Consider the following 18,242-nt stretch of genomic DNA (forward strand, 5'->3'; position numbering starts at 1 on the left):
TGAGTCCGATCCCTCCAGCCCCTAGGAGCACTCCCATGGCAGCCTTCGTGGACCGCGTGGTCCTCCACCTCACCGCCGGCAACGGCGGGCACGGGTGCGTCTCCGTGCATCGCGAGAAGTTCAAGCCCCTGGGTGGCCCCGACGGCGGCGACGGGGGCGACGGCGGCGACATCACCCTCGTGGTGGACTCGCAGACCACCACGCTGCTGGACTACCACCACGCCCCGCACCGGTCCGCTGAGAACGGCCAGCCGGGCATGGGCGACCACCGCGAGGGCAAGAACGGCCAGTCGCTCGTGCTGCCCGTGCCGGACGGCACGGTGGTCAAGGATGAGCAGGGCAACATCGTGGCCGATCTCGTGGGGGAGGGCGCGACCTACGTCGCCGCCGCCGGCGGTCAGGGCGGCCTCGGCAACGCGGCTCTGGCCTCCGTGAAGCGCAAGGCGCCCGGCTTCGCGCTGCTCGGCCTGCCGGGGGAGAGCCGGGACCTGACGCTCGAGATCAAGACCGTGGCGGACGTCGCGCTCGTGGGCTTCCCCTCGGCCGGCAAGTCCTCCCTCATCGCTGCCCTGTCTGCGGCCCGTCCCAAGATCGCGGACTACCCGTTCACCACGCTCGTGCCCAACCTCGGGGTCGTGCAGGCCGGCGACGTGCGCTTCACGGTGGCCGACGTCCCGGGCCTGATCCCCGGTGCCTCGGAGAGCCGCGGCCTCGGCCTGGAGTTCCTGCGCCACGTCGAGCGCTGCGCCGCGCTCGTGCACGTCCTCGACTGCGGCAGCCTCGAGTCCGACCGCGACCCGATCGCCGACTTCGAGGCCATCGAGGCCGAGCTCGAGGCCTACGCGGTGGAGCCCGTCTTCTCCCAGGGCGGGGAGGGCGTCGTACCGCTGAACGAGCGGCCCCGCCTCATCGCCCTGAACAAGACCGACCTGCCCGACGGCGCCGCGATGGCGGACATGGTCCGCGACGAGCTCGAGGGCCGTGGCCTGCGGGTCTTCGACATCTCCGCGCTGGCCCGCGAGGGCCTGGACGCCCTCAAGTACGCCATGGCCGAGCTCGTGGCGGAGGCCCGTTCCCGGGTGGTCGAGCCCGCGCCGGCCGCGCCCGTCGAGGTGCCGCGCCGGCATCGCCGCCGCGGCGAGCGGGCCGAATTCACGATCCGCCGCGAGGAACGCAACCTCGAGCCGCTGTTCCGCGTGCGCGGCGAGAAGCCCGAGCGGTGGGTGGCCCAGACGGACTTCCAGAACGACGAGGCGATCGGCTACCTGGCGGACCGGCTCCAGCGGGCCGGCGTCGAGGACGGCCTGTTCAAGGCCGGCGCGAGGCCGGGCGACGCCGTGGTGATCGGCGACGACGTCACGGGCGTGGTCTTCGACTGGGAGCCCACGCTGTCCGCGGGAGCCGAGCTGCTCGCCGGGCCCCGTGGCACCGACCTGCGGCTCGACGAGCGCACCCGCGCGACCCGCGCGGAGAAGCGCGCCGAGCAGGATGCCCGCCGGGCCGCCCGTGCGGCGACCCGGGCCGAGATGGAGGCCGAGCGACGCTCCGGCCTGTGGACCGACACCGACGATCGAGAGGGATGATCCATGTCCGTGCGGCGCACCGTCGTCACCCGCTATCCGACCCCCGCCACGCGCGGCTCTGAGGACCCGCAGGCCAACCCCGTGACCTCGCGGGAGACGATGCAGGCCGCACGCCGAGTGGTCGTGAAGATCGGCTCGTCCTCGTTGACCACCCCGGACGGCCTGGACGTGGCGGCCATCGACCGGCTCGTGGACGTCCTCGCCGCCGAGCGGCAGAAGGGCACCCAGGTGGTGCTCGTGTCCTCCGGCGCCATCGCGGCCGGCTTCCCCCACCTCGGGCTGGGCCGACGCCCCAAGGACACCGCCACCCAGCAGGCCTCGGCGGCGGTCGGCCAGAGCAAGCTCATGGCGCACTACACCACGAGCTTCGGCCGGCACGACACCGAGGTGGCCCAGGTGCTCCTGACCGCCGAGGAGCTCATGCGGCGCACCCAGTACACGAACGCGCACCGCGCCCTGTCGCGGCTGCTCACGCTCGACGTGATGCCGATCGTGAATGAGAACGACGCCGTGGCCACGCGCGAGATCCGCTTCGGCGACAACGACCGCCTCGCGGCCCTCACCGCCAACCTCTGCAAGGCGGACCTGCTGGTCCTGCTCTCGGACGTGGACGCCCTCTACACGGGCCACCCCTCCCACCCGGACGCGCGGCGCATCCCGGAGGTCACCTCGGACGACGATCTGGCCGGCGTCGACGTGCGTGTGCCCGGTTCCGCGGGTGTGGGCACGGGTGGCATGGTGACCAAGGTGGACGCGGCCGGCATCGCGGCCACCACCGGCATCCCGACCCTGCTGACCTCGGCCGCCAATGCGGGCGCCGCCTTCGCGGGGGAGGACGTGGGCACGTGGTTCTCCGCCACCGGCCGCCGCCGGTCCGCCCGCGCGGCGTGGCTCGGCCTCACGGCGGAGGTCCGGGGTCGGCTCATCATCGACGACGGCGCGGTGGCCGGGGCGATCGACCGCGGCCGCTCCCTGCTGGCCGCGGGCATCACCGGCTGCACGGGCGCCTTCACGCCGGGCGACGTCGTCGAGATCGTGGATGCGCATGGCCGGGTGCGGGCGCGCGGCCTCGTGCAGTACTCCTCGTCGCAGCTGCCCGCCATGCTCGGGCGGACGACCGCCGACCTCCGCGAGGACCTCGGCGCGGGCTACGACGGCGTCGTCGTGCACGCCGACGACTGGGTGCGCCTGGCTCCGCCGCAGCGCTGACCGGCACGGGCTCCGGCCGAGTCGACGGACCGGGCCTCGTGCCTCGTCCGGGGCGCTCGATAGGCTGGCGGCATGCAGACCACCGAGAGCACCGCACCCCAGGATCAGTCCGGCCGCCAGGACGCCGAGGCGCCGACGCCCGAGGTCGAGGAGGCCGTCCGCCAGCGGGCCGAGTGGGCGCGTCAGGCCGTGCCCGAGCTGGCCGTCGCCGGCCGCGCCCGCAAGGACGCCGTCCTGCGCCACATGGCCGAGGCGCTGCGCGCCAACACGGCCGCGATCATCACGGCCAACCGCGAGGACCGCAGCCGCGGCCGCGAGACCGGCACCTCGGCGGCCCTGCTGGACCGCCTCAAGCTGGACGAGGCGCGCGTCGAGGCGCTGGCCCTCGCCCTGGAGACCCTGGCCGGCCTGCCGGACCCCGTGGGCACCGTGGTCCGCGGCGGCCCGCTGCCCAACGGCGTGCGGATGAGCCAGGTGCGGGTGCCCCTGGGCGTCGTGGGCGCCGTGTACGAGGCCCGTCCGAACGTCACGGTGGACATCGCCGGCATCGCCCTGAAGTCGGGCAACGGCGTGATCCTGCGCGGCGGCTCGGCCGCGGAGTCCACCAACGCGGTCCTGATCCAGGTGCTGCGCGAGGCGCTCGTGGACCAGGGCTTCGACGCCAACATCATCCAGGGCATCGACGATCTCGGACGTCCCGGCGTCGCCGCCCTGATGGCCGCCCGTGGCGCGGTGGACGTCCTCGTCCCGCGCGGCGGCCGTGAGCTGATCCAGCGCGTGGTCCGCGAGGCCCGGGTGCCCGTGATCGAGACGGGTGAGGGCAACGTGCATCTGTACGTGGACGCCTCCGCACCCAAGCAGATGGCGGTGGACATCGTGCTCAACTCGAAGACCCACCGCACCTCCGTGTGCAATGCGGCCGAGACCCTGCTGCTCCACCGGGACGCGGAGGAGGTGGGCCGAGAAGTGCTGCGCGCCCTCACCCGTGCCGGCGTGCTGCTGCACGTGGACGAGGCCGCGCGGGCCTGGCTGCCCACGCTCGCCGACCGCGGCGACCACGCCCGGGACGCCGTGGACGCCACCGAGGAGGACTGGGGCACCGAGTACCTGGACATGGAGATGGCCGTGCGCGTCGTGGACTCCCTCGACCAGGCGATCGAGCACATCGGCCGGTGGTCCACGGGCCACACCGAGGCCATCGTCACGAACGACCTGGCCGCGGCCGAGCGGTTCATCACCGAGGTGGACGCCGCGGCCGTCATCGTGAACGCGTCCACGCGCTTCACCGACGGCGGCGAGCTCGGCCTCGGCGCCGAAGTGGGCATCTCCACCCAGAAGATGCACGCCCGCGGGCCCATGGGCCTGGAGGAGCTCACGACCACCAAGTGGATCCTGCGCGGCGACGGGCAGATCCGCCGCTGAGCCGGGCTACGATGGACACCAGGACCCCTTCGGCCCGGCCCCGGCCCGGCCGTCTGACCCGCTGCACCGAGGAGCATCCATGCTGAACACCTCCCTGATCCTGGCCGCCGCCGAGGAGGGCCACCACGTCGTCAACGAGCTGCCGATGGACCCCATCTGGTACGGCCTGCTCGTCTTCGCGCTGCTGATGGCCGCCCTGGCCGCCACCATGTCCATGCGCTCCCGCGCGCTGCGCCTGCCCGAGCCCACCACCGCGGTCCAGCACCACGGCACCGGCCGCGGCTCGCACACCTCCGGTCACTGACGTCTCACCGGCCCGTCGCGTCGCCGCCTCCGCCGGGGGCGACGCGGCGGGCCGTCCGTTCGTCTCCTGAGCGCATGACCGTCGCCTCCCGCACCCCCGTCCCCGCGCCCACCGCCGGGGGCGCGCACCGTCGTCGCCTCGGCATCATGGGCGGCACCTTCGACCCGATCCACCACGGGCACCTCGTGGCCGCCTCCGAGGTGGCCGCCGAGTTCGAGCTGGACGAGGTCGTCTTCGTCCCCACGGGCCAGCCGTGGCAGAAGTCGGACCGGCAGGTCTCCCCGGCCGAGGACCGCTACCTCATGACCGTGGTGGCCACCGCCTCCAACCCCCGGTTCACCGTCTCCCGCGTGGACATCGACCGCCCCGGCGTGACCTACACCGTGGACACGCTGCGGGACTTGCGCCGCCTGCACCCGGACGCCGAGCTGTTCTTCATCACCGGCGCGGACGCCATGGGCCAGATCCTCACGTGGAAGGACGTGGACGAACTCTGGGACCTGGCGCACTTCGTCGGTGTCACCCGTCCCGGCCACGACCTCTCGGACATGGGCCTGGGCGCCGACGTCTCCCTGATGGAGATCCCCGCCATGGCGATCTCCTCCACGGACTGCCGGGAGCGCGTCCGCCGGGGCCGGCCCGTCTGGTATCTCGTCCCGGACGGCGTCGTCCAATACATCGCCAAGCACCACCTCTACGTCTCGGAAGAGGAGACCTCGTGACCGTTCCCCAGACCACCCTGGACGCCCTCACCACCGCCGCGGCCGCCGCCGCGGACAAGCTCGGCACGCACATCGTCGCGTTCGACGTCGCCGAGCGGCTCGGCCTGACCGACGCCTTCCTGATCGCCTCCGGCGCCTCGGAGCGTCAGGTCAACGCGATCGTCGACGGCGTCGAGGAGGCGCTGTTGAAGGACGAGCAGCTCAAGCCGTTGCGTCGCGAGGGCCGGTCCGACGGCCACTGGGTGCTGCTCGACTACGGACACTTCGTGGTGCACGTCCAGCATCGCGAGGACCGCGAGTTCTACGCGCTGGACCGCCTGTGGAAGGACACCCCGGCGATCGACCTCGGCCTGCCGGAGGAGAGCACCCGACCGGACGCGGCCACCCAGGACGACGGCGCCTCCGCCTCGCACGCCTCCTGAGCGGGCCGGGAGATGCGCCTGATCCTGCTGCGTCACGGCGAGACCGACTGGAACGTCCTGGACCGCTACCAGGGGCACACGGACATCGAGCTGAACGCCGAGGGGGAGCGCCAGGCCCGCCGCGCCGCCGGCGGGCCCGTGGGTGACCTGGTCGAGGACGCGGAGGAGCTCGTGGCCGTGTGCTCCCCGCTGGCCCGGGCGCGCCGCACGGCCGAGATCGTCCTCGAGGCCCGGGTGGGCGCGGCGTCCGTGGCCGTCGACCCGGAGCTGATGGAGCTGGCCGGGGGAGAGTGGGAGGGCCTGGAGCTCAGTGCCATCGCGGAACGCTGGCCGGACGAGCACCGCCTTTGGCGGGCCGAGCCGGCGCTCGACGCCGGTCCCGTCGGCGGGGAGACCCTGCGCGGGGGCGGCGAGCGGGCCCTGCGTGCGCTGCGCGGACACGTGCCCCCGCACTGGGCGGACACCCCCCGCGACGGTGGCGCCCACACCCTGCTCGCCGTGGCCCACGGTGCGCTGATCCGCGCGGCCACGGGGTTGCTCCTGCGTCACGAGGGCGAGGCCTTCGCGGCGATGGCGCGGATCGGCAACGCCCGCGCCGCCGTGTTGCAGGGCGCGTTCACTGCCGACACCGGGGCCGAGGGCTGGGGCGACTGGACCCTCGAGGGCTACGGCATCTGAGCGCGCCTCGGCCCGGACGCCGATTTGGCGCCCGCGCGGGGACCGTGTACGCTGGTCGAGTTGCCAGCGAGGCGAACGGCCCGGAAACGGAGCGTGAACATCGCGGGTGACGCACACATCTGGGGGTATGGCGCAGTTGGTAGCGCGTCTGCATGGCATGCAGAAGGTCAGGGGTTCGAATCCCCTTACCTCCACCAGTCAGGAGGCCCGGTCCGTACGGACCGGGCCTTCGTCGTCGTCGGGCTCCCGTGCGGGCCCGGGCGGCGACCGCCGCCCTGCGACATCACCGCGCTGCGGCACTGCGGTGATGTCGCTCCGCCGCGGTCGGTGCGGGGGACACGCCGGGGTACGCTGCGCGCTCCGCCGCCGTGAGTGCGGGTTCCACCGCACGGCCCTCCCGCGCCGAGGCGACGGCGGCCTCGAGCACCGCCATCACGGCGACGGCCTGGTCGGGGGTGGCGGCGTCGCTGCTCGCGCGGCCCAGGATCGCGTCGCGCACGCCCGCGTAGGACCGCTGCTGGGCTCCGATCGGCGCGGGGACGCGCTCGGTGTTCCCCTCCCCGTCGTGCAGGAGGATCGGGTCCGGATCGACGCCCCAGCCCTCGGCGCCGGGGAGCAGACCAGCGCGCAGCTGAACCTCCTGCCGATCCGGCAGTTCCTTCACCGCGGAGCCACGCGTGCCGTGGACCGCGAAGCGCGGGCTGCCGCCGGCCACGAGCATCGACGCCTGCAGGACCACGCGCCGGCCCGGGTACTGCAGCACGCAGTGCGCCCAGTCCTCGACCGGGGCGCCCGGACGCAGGGCCGCGAGGTCGGCGTCTACGCGTTCGGGGACACCGAAGAGCAGGAGCGCCTGGTCGACCAGGTGCGGTCCGAGGTCGAACCAGATGCCGCCCCCGGGCACCGCGGCTTCCCGCCAGCGGTCCCGGACGGTCGGGCGGAAGCGGTCGATCCGGGACTCGAGGTGGACGACGTCCCCGAGCCGGCCGGAGCGGACCAGCTCGGCGATGCCCAGGAAGTCGCTGTCGAAGCGGCGGTTCTGGAACACCCGCAGCACCCGCCCGGTCTCGACCGCGAGGTCGCGAAGCTCCCGCGCCTCGGCGAGACTCAGCGTGAAGGGCTTGTCTACCACCACGTGCCTACCCGCCCTCAGGGCCGTGCGCGCGAGCGGCGCGTGTTGGTCGTTCGGGGCGGCGATCACCACGAGGTCCACGTCGTGGCGAGCCAGGAGCTTGTCCACGTCAGGCACCACGACGACGTCCGGCAGGTCCGCGTGCACCGCGTCCGGGCGGCTCGAGACGACATGGGTGAGAGCGAGTCCCTCCGTGGCGTGGAGCAGGGGGACGTGGAACGTCTTCCCGGCGAACCCGTAGCCGATCAGGGCGGTGCGGATCGGTGCGTCAGTGCGGGACATGCAGGACCTCCTGGGCTGGCGGGGGGGCATGGGGGCGTCTCCTGCACGCTAGGCCGTGGCGTCGCGGCGGTCCATCGACGCCGCCCGGCCGGTTTGCGCGGTTGCCGCAGGCCGGGTATTCTGTTCAGGTGCTCCGGCCGGTCCGCCGGAAACGGAGTCACCACCCACCTGGGGGTATGGCGCAGTTGGTAGCGCGTCTGCATGGCATGCAGAAGGTCAGGGGTTCGAATCCCCTTACCTCCACCCGTCAGAAGGCCCGGTCCGTGCGGACCGGGCCTTCGTCGTCGTGACGGCCAGCTCGCCGTCGAGAACCACCGGTCACGACCGGGTTGCGGTCCAGCGTCGATCACGCATCGACGTCGCACAGCCCTTTCACGGCAGGCTCTCGGCGGACAGACTCGAGGCGTCTCCACCCGTGGAGCCCGGACCACCGGTGCTGCAGAGGCGGGGACCGCCACCCCTGTCCGGCCGACTCAGTGAGGATCTGCCATGTCCGTCATCCGTACCCGTCGTCCCTCCCTCCGTCACCTGCCCGCCGCCGTCGCCGCCGCCGGCCTCATCACCACCGTCGCCCTCGCCGGCCCCGCCGCGGCCTGGGACGACGCCCATGGCCCCCAGGCCGGCTACTTCCAGGCCGTCGACCACGAGAACGTCACCGCCGCCTTCTTCCAGACCTACGACGGCTACGACCCGGAGGACCTCACGCTCACGCTCACCCCGGTGGCCGAGGACGGCACCCGCCTGGAGGGCGGCCAGGAGGTGGAGTTCACCGCCCTGGACGTCATCGACGGCGGCGCGGTGGACGTCCTGGAGACCCGCCGCGCGCTCGGCGCGGCCGGTGAAGGCCTCGTGCGGTACGACGTGGAGGTGGACGGGCAGATGCTGAACATGGGCATCACGCTCCAGGCGGACGCCGACCTCGCCGACGATCAGGGGGCGGCCGTGCACGCCGTCGACGGCCCGCAGACGGCCGACCTCGGGGACCGGCCCCTGGTCTGGGACTCGGCCATGCAGTTGGCTCCCGGGGTGGCGGGCGCTGAGATCGTCCACCTGGTCGCCGCGCCGACGATGGAGGACGCCTACGCGGCGGTCGTGGCCGAGCCGGCCCACGGTGAGGTCTTCGCGTTCCGTGACTCGGAGCACTCCGAGCTCCGTGCCTGGTACATCCCCGACGAGGGCTTCGTCGGTACGGACACCTTCACCGTCGACTTCCACAGCGACCACGTCGCCCACGTCCAGACCGTCACCGTGCATGTCGGCGAGGAGATCTCCGCCGCGTACGACGGCTTCCTCGATGCCGAGGACGGCGTCCTCAACGGGAAGCCGCTCGACCTGACCGACCCGGACACCGCCGCGGCGCTCGCCGCGTTCCGGGCCGACGAGGCCGCCCCGGCTCCGGAGGACGAGGAGGAGCAGCCCGCTCCGGTCGAGGACGACGCCGACGAGCAGCACACGACCCCGGACACCGTCGAGACGGGGCAGTCCACCGGCTGGTGGCTGGCCGGCCTCGGCGCCGCCGCCGCGGGGGTGCTGGTCGCGGCCCGCCGTCGTCTGGGCCTGACCGACTGAAAATCCGCCGCGCACAGATCCGTCGACGCGCCGCCCCTCTCACACACAGGGGCGGCGCGTCCGTGCCGGCCTGACACGTGGCCGGCAGTCCGCGGGTCAGTCGCCGAGGCCCGCGAGCAGCAGGTCCAGTCCCTCCTCGAAAGGTGCGTCCGCATAGGGGTTCCGCGCCCCCGTCGCGCGCGTGCCCCCGCCCGCCCGGAAGGCCTCGGCGGCCGCGCCAAGCGCGGGCAGGCGCTCCTGCGCCCCCGCCACCTCGAAGATGTCGGCCGGAGCGTCGACGTCGTACGCAGACCCGTAGATGAACGACTCGAGCGCGATCACCCGGGCCAGCACCTGCTCCGGCGCCAGACCGGTCCGGGCCAGCACCGCGCACACCGTCTCGTAGACCCGCTGCGTCGACGGGGCTCCCTCGATCGGCAGGGTCGCGATGAGCGGGATCAGCGGCGGATGGGCCGCGAAGACGTCGCGGTAGGAGCGCGCCCACGCCCGCAGGGCGGCGACGACGGGCACCTCGCCCCGGATCGCGGCCTCCAGCTCGACGAGCGAGACCTCGCCCATCACGGCGTCCTGCAGCAGGACGAGCAGCTCATGCTTGCCGCTGATGTGGTTGTAGAGCGCGCTCGGCGCCACGCCCAGGCGACGGCCGACCGCCGCCATGGTGAGCCCTTCGTATCCCTCGGTGCGGGCGACCGCGAGCGCCGCGTCCGCGATCGCTTCGCGGCTCAGAGCGGGGGAGAGAGGTCGTCCGCGGCGGCGGCGCGCCCGGGGCGGTTCAGTGGTCTCGTCCATCCGGCCATTCTGACCCGTCGGACGGGCAGGAGGTGTCAGGCCGGCTACGGACCAGCCTTCCCTTCCCGGCGCGCGGCCCGTACAGTGAGCGCCGACACTCTAAATGAACGGCATTCACCCGGGCCCCGCCCGATGCCCCGTCCCCGCCAGAGGAGCACCCCATGACCACCGCCCCCGCCACCGCCGGCCGCGAGCGCCGGACGAGCGACGTCGTCGTGATCGGCGCCGGCCCGGCCGGCCTCATGGCCGCCCGCACCGCGAAGGCCCAGGGCCTGTCCGTCACCGTCCTGGAGGCTCGCCGGCGCGTCGGCGGCCGCACCTGGAACGGCCTGGTCGAGGGCGCCGACGGCAAGGACCACTTCATCGAGATCGGCGGCCAGTGGATCTCCCCGGACCAGACCCGCCTCATCTCCCTGGTGGAGGAGCTCGGCCTGCCGACGTTCTCCCGCTTCCGCGACGGTCGCAACGTCTACGTGGACCCGCGCGGAGAACGCCACGTCTACGACGGCCTCGACTTCCCGGTGGCCGAGAAGACGGACCGGGAGATGGATCGCCTGATCGCCAAGATCGACGAACTGACCGCCGAGATCGACGCCGCCGCCCCGTGGGAGCACCCGCGGGCCGCCGAGCTGGACAAGATCTCCTTCCGGCACTGGCTGGAGCAGCAGTCCGACGACCCGGAGGCCATCGACAACGTCTCCATCTACATCGCCTCCGGCATGCTGACCAAGCCCTCCCACACCTTCTCCCTGCTCCAGGCGCTGCTCATGTCCGCCTCGGCGGGGTCGTTCCGCAACCTGGTGGACGAGGACTTCATCCTGGACAAGCGCGTCGAGGGCGGCATGCAGTCCGTGTCCCTGGCCATGGCCGCCGAGCTGGGCGACGACGTCGTCCTCGGCCAGCCGGTGCGCACCCTGCGCTGGGCCGAGCCGGACCCGTCCACCGCGGACGAGAAGAACGGTGTGGCCGCAGACGTGCGCAACGGCGTGGCGCACGACGGCGCCGCCGGCGACGTCGTGGCGCTCACTGACGACTACGAGGTGCACGCCCGCTACGCGGTCCTGGCCGTCCCGCCGAACCTCTACAGCCGCATCTCCTTCGAGCCGCCGATGCCGCGCGAGCAGCAGATCGCGCACCAGCACATCTCCATGGGCCTGGTCATCAAGGTGCACGCCGTGTACGAGACCCCGTTCTGGCGCGAGGAGGGCCTGTCCGGCACGTGCTTCGGTGGGGGCCGTCTCGTCCAGGAGATCTATGACAACACCAACCGCGGCGAGAACCTGGCCGGTGGCGCCCCGGGCAAGGAGGACCCGCACGGCACCCTCGTCGGCTTCGTGTCCGACGTGTACGCGGAGCAGATGTGGGCCCTGCCGGAGGAGGAGCGCAAGGCCGCGATCCTCGGCGCCATGGCCGAGTACCTCGGCCCCCGGACCCTCGAGCCGATCGCGTTCTTCCTCTCGGACATGGCCGCCGAGGAGTGGACCCGAGGCGCCTACGCCACCAGCTACGACCTCGGCGGGCTCTCCCGCTGGGGCCACCTCCAGAACCGCCCGACCGGTCCCATCCACTACGCGTGCTCGGACATCGCAGCCGAGGGCTACCAGCACGTGGACGGCGCGATCCGCATGGGCGAGGCCGCCGCCCTGGCCATCGCCGAGCGGGAAGCCACTGACGCGGGGCAGCCCACCGGCTGACCGGCCCGACGGACAAGGACATCCTCATGAGCGCATCCACCCCACGACGCCGCGTCGTCGACAATGAGGGACACGAGCACGTGTACCCGACCACCTCCGCCATCGAGCAGGTCAACCTGCTCAACCCGGGCGGGGTGAGCAACAAGGGGCTCCAGGCCGGCAAGGTCGGCCTGCTCGGGGCGGTGGTGATCGGCGTCTCCGTCGTCGCCCCCGCCTACACGTTGACCTCGGGCCTCGGGCCGACCATCAGCACCGTCGGCACCCACGTGCCCGCGATCCTGCTGCTCGGCTTCATCCCGATGCTCCTGGTGGCCCTCGGCTACCGGGCGCTGAACACGCGGGTGCCGGACTCCGGCACGTCGTTCACCTGGGCCACGCACGCCTTCGGGCCGTATGTCGGGTGGATGGGCGGCTGGGGGCTCATCGCCGCCTCCGTGATCGTGCTGTCCAACCTGGCGGCCGTCGCCGTCGACTTCACGTTCCTGCTGCTCGCCCAGATCACCGGGAGCCAGGCCATCGCGGACCTGGCCGGCAACCTGTGGGTCAACATCCCCCTGACCCTGGTGTACCTGGCCCTGGCCGGATGGATCTCGCACCGCGGCATGGAGACCACCAAGCACCTGCAGTACATCCTGGTGGCCTTCCAGATCCTGGCCCTCGGTGCGTTCGCGGTCGCCGCCCTGACGCAGTCCTCCCGTGGCGCGGGCTTCGACCCCACCCCGGTGCAGCTGGACTGGTTCAACCCGTTCACCGCGGGCGACTTCAGTGTGGTCGCGGCCGGCGTCTCCCTGTCCATCTTCCTGTTCTGGGGCTGGGACGTGACCCTCACGATGAACGAGGAGACCAAGGACCCCGAGCGCACCCCCGGCCGGGCCGCCGCCGTCACCGTGTTCGTCATCATCGCCGTCTACATCCTGTCCGCCCTGGCCGTGATCTCCTGGGCGGGCATCGGCTCCGAGGGCCTGGGCGCGGGCAACCCGGACAACCAGGAGTCGATCTTCGCGGTCCTCGCCGGCCCGATCCTGGGCCCCTTTGCCGTGATCATGTCCAGCGCGATCCTCGTCAGCTCCCTGGCCTCCCTGCAGTCCACCATGGTCTCCCCGGCCCGCACCCTGCTGGCGATGGGCTTCTACCGGGCTGTGCCCGCGCGCTTCGCCGAGCTGAGCCCCCGGTTCAACAGCCCGGCCTTCGCGACCTGGGTGTGCGCGGGCTTCGCCGGCCTCTTCTACGTCGTCACGCGGCTGCTCTCCGAGAACGCCCTGTGGGACACCATCACCGCTCTGGGCCTGATGATCTGCTTCTACTACGGCATCACCGCCCTGGCCTGCGTCTGGTACTTCCGCCGCGAGTGGTTCACCTCGGTGGGCAACGCCCTCACCACCTTCCTGTTCCCGCTGATCGGCGGCCTCGTGCTGCTGGTGATGTTCTGCGTGACCGCGATGGACTCCACCGACCCCGACTACGGCTCCGGCTCCTCCGTGTTCGGTGTCGGCACCGTGTTCATCCTGGGCATGGGCGTGCTGGCCATCGGCGTGGTACTGATGATGTGGACGCGGCTGCGCCACCCGGCCTACTTCCGTGGCGAGACCCTGCCGCAGACGGACTCGACCCGACCCATCCCGATCATCCGTCCGGACGACGACGGCACTGCCGTGGTCCGGGACCCCAACGAGAGGACCCACTCATGAGCACCCCCACCGGCTATCGCGTGCAGGACCCCAGCACCGACCAGGTCGTGGAGACCTTCCCCGCCCTCGCCGACGGTGAGGTCGACCAGGTGCTGGCCGCCGCCGAGACCGCCCAGCGCGCATGGGCCGCCCGCCCCATCGAGGAACGCGCCACCATCGTGCAGAAGGTCGCGGACCTCTTCGAGGAGCGCAAAGACGAGCTCGCGCAGATCATCGCCACCGAGATGGGCAAGCGCGTGACCGAGGGCGTCGAGGAGGCGGAGTTCAGCTCGGCCATCTTCGGCTACTTCGCGGACAAGGGCCCCACCCTCGCCGCGGACCGCCCCATCGAGACCTACGGGGGCGGCCGCGCCATGATCCGCCACCTGCCCCTGGGCGTGCTGCTGGGGGTCATGCCCTGGAACTTCCCGTACTACCAGATCGCCCGTTTCGCCGCGCCGAACCTCATGCTCGGCAACGCGATCGTGCTCAAGCACGCCGAGATCTGCCCCCGCTCGGCCCTGGCCGTGCAGCAGATCATGGACGACGCCGGCGTGCCGGCCGGCGTGTACACCAACGTCTTCGCCACGCACGACCAGATCGCCGAGTTCATCGCCGACCCGCGCGTGGCCGGCGTGTCCCTGACCGGCTCCGAGCGGGCCGGCTCCGTGATCGGCGCGCTCGCGGGCCAGCACCTCAAGAAGGCCGTCCTCGAGCTCGGCGGGTCGGACCCGTACATCGTGCTCGACGCCGAGGACCCGGCCGAGGCCGCCCGCACCGCGTGGGCGACCCGCATGTACAACATGGGCCAGGCCTGCAACTCCAACAAGCGCATGATCGTCACGGCGGACATCCATGACGCCTTCGTGGCCGAGCTGGTGTCCCTGGCCGAGGCCATGAAGCCCGGGGAGGCCGCCGACGAGGACCCGACGGTGTTCACCCCGCTGTCCTCGCGCGGTGCCGCCGAGGGCCTGGCCGAGCAGGTGGAGCGGGCCCGTCAGCAGGGCGCGACCGTCCACGTCGGCGGGACCGTCACGGACGAGGCGGGCGCCCGCTTCGCCCCGGCCGTGATCACGGGCGTCACCTCCGAGATGGACGCCTACCGCGAGGAGCTCTTCGGCCCCGTCGCCGTCGTCTACAAGGTGGAGTCCGCGGACGAGGCGCTCGCTCTCGCCAACGACTCCCAGTACGGCCTGGGCGGCGCCGTGTTCTCCCAGGACGAGGCTCAGGCCGAGCGGATCGCCCGGCAGCTCGAGGTCGGCATGGCCAACGTCAACACGCCGGCGGGAGAAGGGGCGGAGATCCCGTTCGGCGGCATCAAGCGCTCCGGCTTCGGCCGCGAGCTCGGCCCGCTCGGCATGGACGAGTTCGTCAACAAGCAGATGTACTTCGTCCAGGACTGACACCCCACGACGACGACGGGCCCGCCTCCGGTGACCGGAGGCGGGCCCGTCCGCGTCCCGCCGGCGTGGCGGGAGCGATGGGTCAGCGACGCGCATGTCGCACAGCGGGTTCTAGGCTGGCGCGCCCTTGTCCCTTCAACCGGGGCGCGGCCATCATGGACCGGATCCCCGTCGAGAACTGCAGAATCGAGAATGTCTGATGTACCCCACCCCGATTACCTTCGACGTGGCGCGCGCCGGCCGCGCTCTCGCCCAGGTCAGTGTCCGCACCCTGGCCACCGCGGCCGGTCTCGAGAAGGAGCAGCTGCGCCGCTTCGAGAAGGGGCTGGCCGACCTGCGGGTGGACGAGCGTCTGCGTCTGGAGAAGGCCCTGCTGAAGTACGGCGTCGGGCTGGTCCCGGAGGACGAGTTCGGCGGCACGGGGGTCCGCCGGATCTTCACCGCCGAGAAGTCCCGGCGCATCGAGGCCATGGAGAACGAAGGCGGCCCCGCGTACGAGGACGACATCTGAGTCCTCCGCCGACAGGCGGACGGCCCCGCATCCCGGGCAGGGATGCGGGGCCGTCGTCGTCGGTCCGCCGGTGGCGGGGGCTCAGGCGGACTGCAGCGCGTTCGTGACCTCGCTCAGGCCCTCCTTGAGGAGGTCTTCACCGATGGTCAGCGGCGGCAGGAAGCGTACGACGTTGCCGTAGGTGCCGCAGGTGAGCAGGATGACGCCGGCGGCGCGCACGGCCGCGGCCACGGTGGCGGTCAGCGTCGCGTCCGGCTCGCCGGTGGCGGGGTCCACGAACTCGATCGCCATCATCGCGCCGCGGCCGCGGACCTCGGCGATGCGGTCGTCGGCGTTCTGCGCGAAGTGCTCGCGGATGACCTGCTCGATCCGGCGGGCCTTCTCCAGGAGACCGTCCTCCTCGACGGCCTCGAACACGGCGAGCGCCGCCGCCGTGGCGACGGGGTTGCCGCCGTAGGTGCCCCCGAGGCCGCCCGGGTGCACGGAGTCCATCACCTCGGCGCGGCCGGTGACGCCGGAGAGCGGCATGCCGCCGGCGATGCCCTTGGCGGTCGCCATCAGGTCCGGCTCGATGCCCTCGGTCTCGGAGGCGAACCAGGCGCCGGTGCGGGCGATGCCGGACTGGACCTCGTCCGCGATGAACAGGACGTCGTTGGCCTTGCACCACTCGACCACGGCCGGCAGGAAGCCCTCGGCCGGGACGATGAAGCCGCCCTCGCCCTGGATCGGCTCCATGATCACGGCGGCCAGGTTGTCGGCACCGATCTGCTTCTCCAGCGCGGAGATGGCACGCTGCGCGGCCTCGGCGCCGGACAGGCCGTCGCGTAGCGGGTAGGAGCCGGGCACGCGGTAGATCTCGGGGGCGAACGGTCCGAAGCTGTGCTTGTAGGGCATGGACTTGGCGGTCAGCGCCATCGTCAGGGTGGTGCGGCCGTGATAGGCGTGGTCGAACGCGGCCACAGCCTGCTTGCCGGTGTAGGCGCGGGCCACCTTGACGGCGTTCTCCACGGCCTCGGCGCCGGAATTGAACAGGGCGGTGCGGGTCTCGCCGGGGATCGGGCTGGTGCGGTCCAGCTGCTCGGCCACGGCCACGTAGCCCTCGTAGGGCGTGATCATGAACGAGGTGTGGGTGAACTGCGCGACCTGCTCCTGGACGGCGGCCACGACGCGCGGGTGGGAGGCGCCCACGGAGGTGACGGCGATGCCGGAGGCCAGGTCGATCAGGCGGTTGCCGTCCACGTCCTCGAGGATGCCGCCCGCGGCGCGGGCCGCGTACACCGGCATGGTGGTGGCCACGCCGGCCGGGACGGCGCGCTTCTGGCGCTCGGCGAGCTCACGGGAGCGAGGGCCGGGCAGCTCGGTGGCCAGATGGCGGGTCTGCTCGAGGTCGGGGGTGGCGGTCATGGGGATGCCTCCTGGGGACGGCTCACGGGGAGCGTGGACGACGGGCGGGCACGACGACGACGCGTCGGGCCGCGTCCTCCCATGGTGGGGCGTCGAGGCCATGCCGTCCAGTGATGATCCGGCATGGAGGCTATGCTTATCCGGCATGGAGGAGAAACTGCTCAGGGCCTTCGTCACGGTGGCCGAGGTCGGCACGGTCTCGGGGGCCGCGATCCGCCTGGATCTCCTGCAGTCCGCGCTCAGTCGGCAGCTGCAGCGGCTTCAGCGTGAGCTGCGCCTGCCACTGTTCGCCCGGGTCGGCGGCCGGCTCGAGCTGACGACGGCCGGCGAGGCGTTCCTCCCGGTGGCGCGCGAGGTCCTCGTCGCCCATCGCCGGGCGGAGCAGGCGGCCCGCACGCTCGCCTCCGGTCGGCTCACGGACGTGGCCGTGGCCGCACCGGGCACCACCCTCATCGACGTCGTGCTGCCGTTCGTGGCCACCTTCGGGGAGGAGGACCCGCGCCCGCGCGTCGCGGAGACCCAGCTGGACGACTCGCTGCTCGACGCCGTCGCGCGGCACGACCTCGTGGTGATGCCGACGGTGCCGCCGCCCTCCGTCGCGTCGCTGCCGCTGATGGACCTGCCGGTCTGGGCGTACGTCGCCCCGGGCCACCCCTGGGCGGGCCGGACGCGGGTGTCCCTCGACGACCTCGTGGCCCAGCCGGTCGTCGCACCCGCCCGCACCTTCATGGCGCGGCGCGTCCTCGACGGCGCCGTGGCCGTGGCGGGCCTCACGCCGCCGGCCCTCACCGAGGCGAACTCCGGGCGGGTGGCCCAGGCCCTGGTCGCGACGGGGGCGGGCGTCGCCGTCGTCACCGAGGACCCGGCCTTCGGGCTGACGCCGGTGCGGGTCATCGCGCAGGGGCGGACGCTCGCGGTACGACTGCACGCGGCGTGGCGGGAGGACCACTTCGCCGCCGAGACGCTGCAGGCGCTCGCCCGTCGCCTGCAGGCCTTCGTCCGGGACCGCTATGCCGAGCCCGGGGATGACGCGCCGCGCTGAGGCCGGAGCGCGTGAGACCATGCCGTCGTCGGACGCGGCCCCGGGCGGGCCGCGTCGATGCACACGAGGGGAGAACCCGGATGAACACCACCGTCCGACGCGCCCTGTGGGTGGTCCTGGTGCTGCTGTGCCTGAGCCTCGTGTTCCTCGCGCTGCGCGGGGTGCTGGCGGTCGGCGCCGTGCCGATCAGCGCTGCCCCCACCCTCAGCGCCACGGCGTCCGCGACCCCGTCGCCGTCGTCCTCAGCACGCTCCACGCCCAGCCCTGCACCGACGGCCACACCGACCCCGACGCCGACCCCGTCCTCCGCGGCACCCACGGGCGAAGCGGCGGTTCCCGGCGGGACCCAGGAACCCGCCGGCACGCCCACATCGGCGGAGCCCACGCCGTCCGAGGAGCCGACCCCCAC

At 72.7% G+C, this 18,242-nt stretch carries 16 protein-coding genes, 2 tRNA genes and 1 pseudogene; 16 read left to right on the forward strand and 3 right to left on the reverse strand.

The window, feature by feature from the left end:
- Positions 1 to 35 precede the first annotated feature (35 nt).
- From obgE to J1M39_RS09760, 8 genes are all read left to right on the forward strand, one after another.
- Positions 36 to 1,583 (forward strand): GTPase ObgE, encoded by a 1,548-nt coding sequence (gene obgE / locus J1M39_RS09725; protein ID WP_206496734.1) that lies wholly within the window; start codon positions 36 to 38, stop codon positions 1,581 to 1,583.
- Between the two features lie 3 nt (positions 1,584 to 1,586).
- Complete coding sequence (gene proB / locus J1M39_RS09730) at positions 1,587 to 2,792, forward strand: glutamate 5-kinase (RefSeq protein ID WP_069941379.1); 1,206 nt, start codon at positions 1,587 to 1,589, stop codon at positions 2,790 to 2,792.
- A gap of 72 nt (positions 2,793 to 2,864) precedes the next feature.
- Positions 2,865 to 4,214, forward strand: a complete 1,350-nt coding sequence (locus J1M39_RS09735; RefSeq protein ID WP_044659079.1) for a glutamate-5-semialdehyde dehydrogenase — start codon at positions 2,865 to 2,867, stop codon at positions 4,212 to 4,214.
- Between the two features lie 79 nt (positions 4,215 to 4,293).
- On the forward strand, positions 4,294 to 4,518 hold the full coding sequence (locus J1M39_RS09740; RefSeq protein ID WP_036316935.1) for a hypothetical protein: 225 nt from the start codon (positions 4,294 to 4,296) through the stop codon (positions 4,516 to 4,518).
- A gap of 74 nt (positions 4,519 to 4,592) precedes the next feature.
- Positions 4,593 to 5,240 carry a nicotinate-nucleotide adenylyltransferase gene (gene nadD, locus J1M39_RS09745; RefSeq protein ID WP_036316939.1) on the forward strand — a complete coding sequence of 216 codons (648 nt, stop codon included), beginning with the start codon at positions 4,593 to 4,595 and terminating at the stop codon, positions 5,238 to 5,240.
- Positions 5,237 to 5,662 (forward strand): ribosome silencing factor, encoded by a 426-nt coding sequence (gene rsfS / locus J1M39_RS09750; protein ID WP_036316941.1) that lies wholly within the window; start codon positions 5,237 to 5,239, stop codon positions 5,660 to 5,662. The genes nadD and rsfS overlap by 4 nt, the downstream gene beginning before the upstream one ends.
- A gap of 12 nt (positions 5,663 to 5,674) precedes the next feature.
- Complete coding sequence (locus J1M39_RS09755) at positions 5,675 to 6,340, forward strand: histidine phosphatase family protein (RefSeq protein WP_044659078.1); 666 nt, start codon at positions 5,675 to 5,677, stop codon at positions 6,338 to 6,340.
- 121 nt (positions 6,341 to 6,461) lie between these two features.
- A tRNA-Ala gene (locus J1M39_RS09760) sits at positions 6,462 to 6,537 on the forward strand.
- 86 nt (positions 6,538 to 6,623) lie between these two features.
- Here J1M39_RS09760 and J1M39_RS09765 read toward each other — a convergent pair.
- Positions 6,624 to 7,754, reverse strand: coding sequence for an oxidoreductase (locus J1M39_RS09765; RefSeq protein WP_206496735.1), 1,131 nt, complete (start codon positions 7,752 to 7,754; stop codon positions 6,624 to 6,626).
- Positions 7,755 to 7,924: 170 nt separating this feature from the next.
- Between J1M39_RS09765 and J1M39_RS09770 the strand changes: the two genes are divergently transcribed.
- A tRNA-Ala gene (locus tag J1M39_RS09770) sits at positions 7,925 to 7,997 on the forward strand.
- Positions 7,998 to 8,243: 246 nt separating this feature from the next.
- On the forward strand, positions 8,244 to 9,323 hold the full coding sequence (locus tag J1M39_RS09775) for a hypothetical protein (protein ID WP_089529318.1): 1,080 nt from the start codon (positions 8,244 to 8,246) through the stop codon (positions 9,321 to 9,323).
- Between the two features lie 96 nt (positions 9,324 to 9,419).
- On the opposite strand, the gene J1M39_RS09780 is transcribed toward J1M39_RS09775, so the two are convergent.
- Positions 9,420 to 10,112, reverse strand: coding sequence for a TetR/AcrR family transcriptional regulator (locus tag J1M39_RS09780; RefSeq protein WP_036381598.1), 693 nt, complete (start codon positions 10,110 to 10,112; stop codon positions 9,420 to 9,422).
- 161 nt (positions 10,113 to 10,273) lie between these two features.
- On the opposite strand from J1M39_RS09780, the gene J1M39_RS09785 reads away from it, so the two are divergent.
- The 4 genes from J1M39_RS09785 to J1M39_RS09800 all read left to right on the forward strand — a co-directional run bounded on the left by J1M39_RS09785 (position 10,274) and on the right by J1M39_RS09800 (position 15,387).
- Positions 10,274 to 11,806, forward strand: a complete 1,533-nt coding sequence (locus tag J1M39_RS09785; RefSeq protein ID WP_041103003.1) for a flavin monoamine oxidase family protein — start codon at positions 10,274 to 10,276, stop codon at positions 11,804 to 11,806.
- 26 nt (positions 11,807 to 11,832) lie between these two features.
- Positions 11,833 to 13,494: an APC family permease gene (locus tag J1M39_RS09790; RefSeq protein ID WP_036316957.1), complete on the forward strand. Its 1,662-nt coding sequence runs from the start codon at positions 11,833 to 11,835 to the stop codon at positions 13,492 to 13,494.
- Entirely contained in the window at positions 13,491 to 14,876 is a 1,386-nt protein-coding gene (locus J1M39_RS09795; RefSeq protein WP_044659075.1) for an NAD-dependent succinate-semialdehyde dehydrogenase, read from the forward strand. The genes J1M39_RS09790 and J1M39_RS09795 overlap by 4 nt, the downstream gene beginning before the upstream one ends.
- Positions 14,877 to 15,075: 199 nt before the next feature.
- Positions 15,076 to 15,387: a hypothetical protein gene (locus J1M39_RS09800; protein ID WP_036340936.1), complete on the forward strand. Its 312-nt coding sequence runs from the start codon at positions 15,076 to 15,078 to the stop codon at positions 15,385 to 15,387.
- 81 nt (positions 15,388 to 15,468) lie between these two features.
- On the opposite strand, the gene gabT is transcribed toward J1M39_RS09800, so the two are convergent.
- Positions 15,469 to 16,791 (reverse strand): 4-aminobutyrate--2-oxoglutarate transaminase, encoded by a 1,323-nt coding sequence (gene gabT / locus J1M39_RS09805; protein ID WP_041103009.1) that lies wholly within the window; start codon positions 16,789 to 16,791, stop codon positions 15,469 to 15,471.
- 145 nt (positions 16,792 to 16,936) lie between these two features.
- Between gabT and J1M39_RS09810 the strand changes: the two genes are divergently transcribed.
- Entirely contained in the window at positions 16,937 to 17,833 is an 897-nt protein-coding gene (locus J1M39_RS09810; RefSeq protein ID WP_206496736.1) for a LysR family transcriptional regulator, read from the forward strand.
- An 80-nt stretch (positions 17,834 to 17,913) separates the two neighbouring features.
- Positions 17,914 to 18,242 (forward strand): annotated as a pseudogene (locus J1M39_RS09815) (class F sortase); the annotation flags it as partial.

Origin of the sequence: Micrococcus sp. KRD077 (assembly GCF_017168505.1) — a bacterium.
Classification (GTDB): Bacteria; Actinomycetota; Actinomycetes; order Actinomycetales; family Micrococcaceae; genus Micrococcus; species Micrococcus luteus.

Excerpts from the sequence above, each read along its gene's own strand:
- nadD (WP_036316939.1), top strand. The coding sequence starts at position 4,593 with ATGACCGTCGCCTCCCGCACCCCCGTCCCCGCGCCCACCGCCGGGGGC.
- J1M39_RS09800 (WP_036340936.1), top strand. The coding sequence starts at position 15,076 with ATGTACCCCACCCCGATTACCTTCGACGTGGCGCGCGCCGGCCGCGCT.
- J1M39_RS09780 (WP_036381598.1), bottom strand. The coding sequence starts at position 10,112 with ATGGACGAGACCACTGAACCGCCCCGGGCGCGCCGCCGCCGCGGACGA.
- J1M39_RS09795 (WP_044659075.1), top strand. The coding sequence starts at position 13,491 with ATGAGCACCCCCACCGGCTATCGCGTGCAGGACCCCAGCACCGACCAG.
- J1M39_RS09775 (WP_089529318.1), top strand. The coding sequence starts at position 8,244 with ATGTCCGTCATCCGTACCCGTCGTCCCTCCCTCCGTCACCTGCCCGCC.
- J1M39_RS09765 (WP_206496735.1), bottom strand. The coding sequence starts at position 7,754 with ATGTCCCGCACTGACGCACCGATCCGCACCGCCCTGATCGGCTACGGG.
- gabT (WP_041103009.1), bottom strand. The coding sequence starts at position 16,791 with ATGACCGCCACCCCCGACCTCGAGCAGACCCGCCATCTGGCCACCGAG.
- proB (WP_069941379.1), top strand. The coding sequence starts at position 1,587 with ATGTCCGTGCGGCGCACCGTCGTCACCCGCTATCCGACCCCCGCCACG.
- J1M39_RS09735 (WP_044659079.1), top strand. The coding sequence starts at position 2,865 with ATGCAGACCACCGAGAGCACCGCACCCCAGGATCAGTCCGGCCGCCAG.
- J1M39_RS09785 (WP_041103003.1), top strand. The coding sequence starts at position 10,274 with ATGACCACCGCCCCCGCCACCGCCGGCCGCGAGCGCCGGACGAGCGAC.
- J1M39_RS09755 (WP_044659078.1), top strand. The coding sequence starts at position 5,675 with ATGCGCCTGATCCTGCTGCGTCACGGCGAGACCGACTGGAACGTCCTG.
- J1M39_RS09790 (WP_036316957.1), top strand. The coding sequence starts at position 11,833 with ATGAGCGCATCCACCCCACGACGCCGCGTCGTCGACAATGAGGGACAC.
- obgE (WP_206496734.1), top strand. The coding sequence starts at position 36 with ATGGCAGCCTTCGTGGACCGCGTGGTCCTCCACCTCACCGCCGGCAAC.
- J1M39_RS09740 (WP_036316935.1), top strand. The coding sequence starts at position 4,294 with ATGCTGAACACCTCCCTGATCCTGGCCGCCGCCGAGGAGGGCCACCAC.
- J1M39_RS09810 (WP_206496736.1), top strand. The coding sequence starts at position 16,937 with ATGGAGGAGAAACTGCTCAGGGCCTTCGTCACGGTGGCCGAGGTCGGC.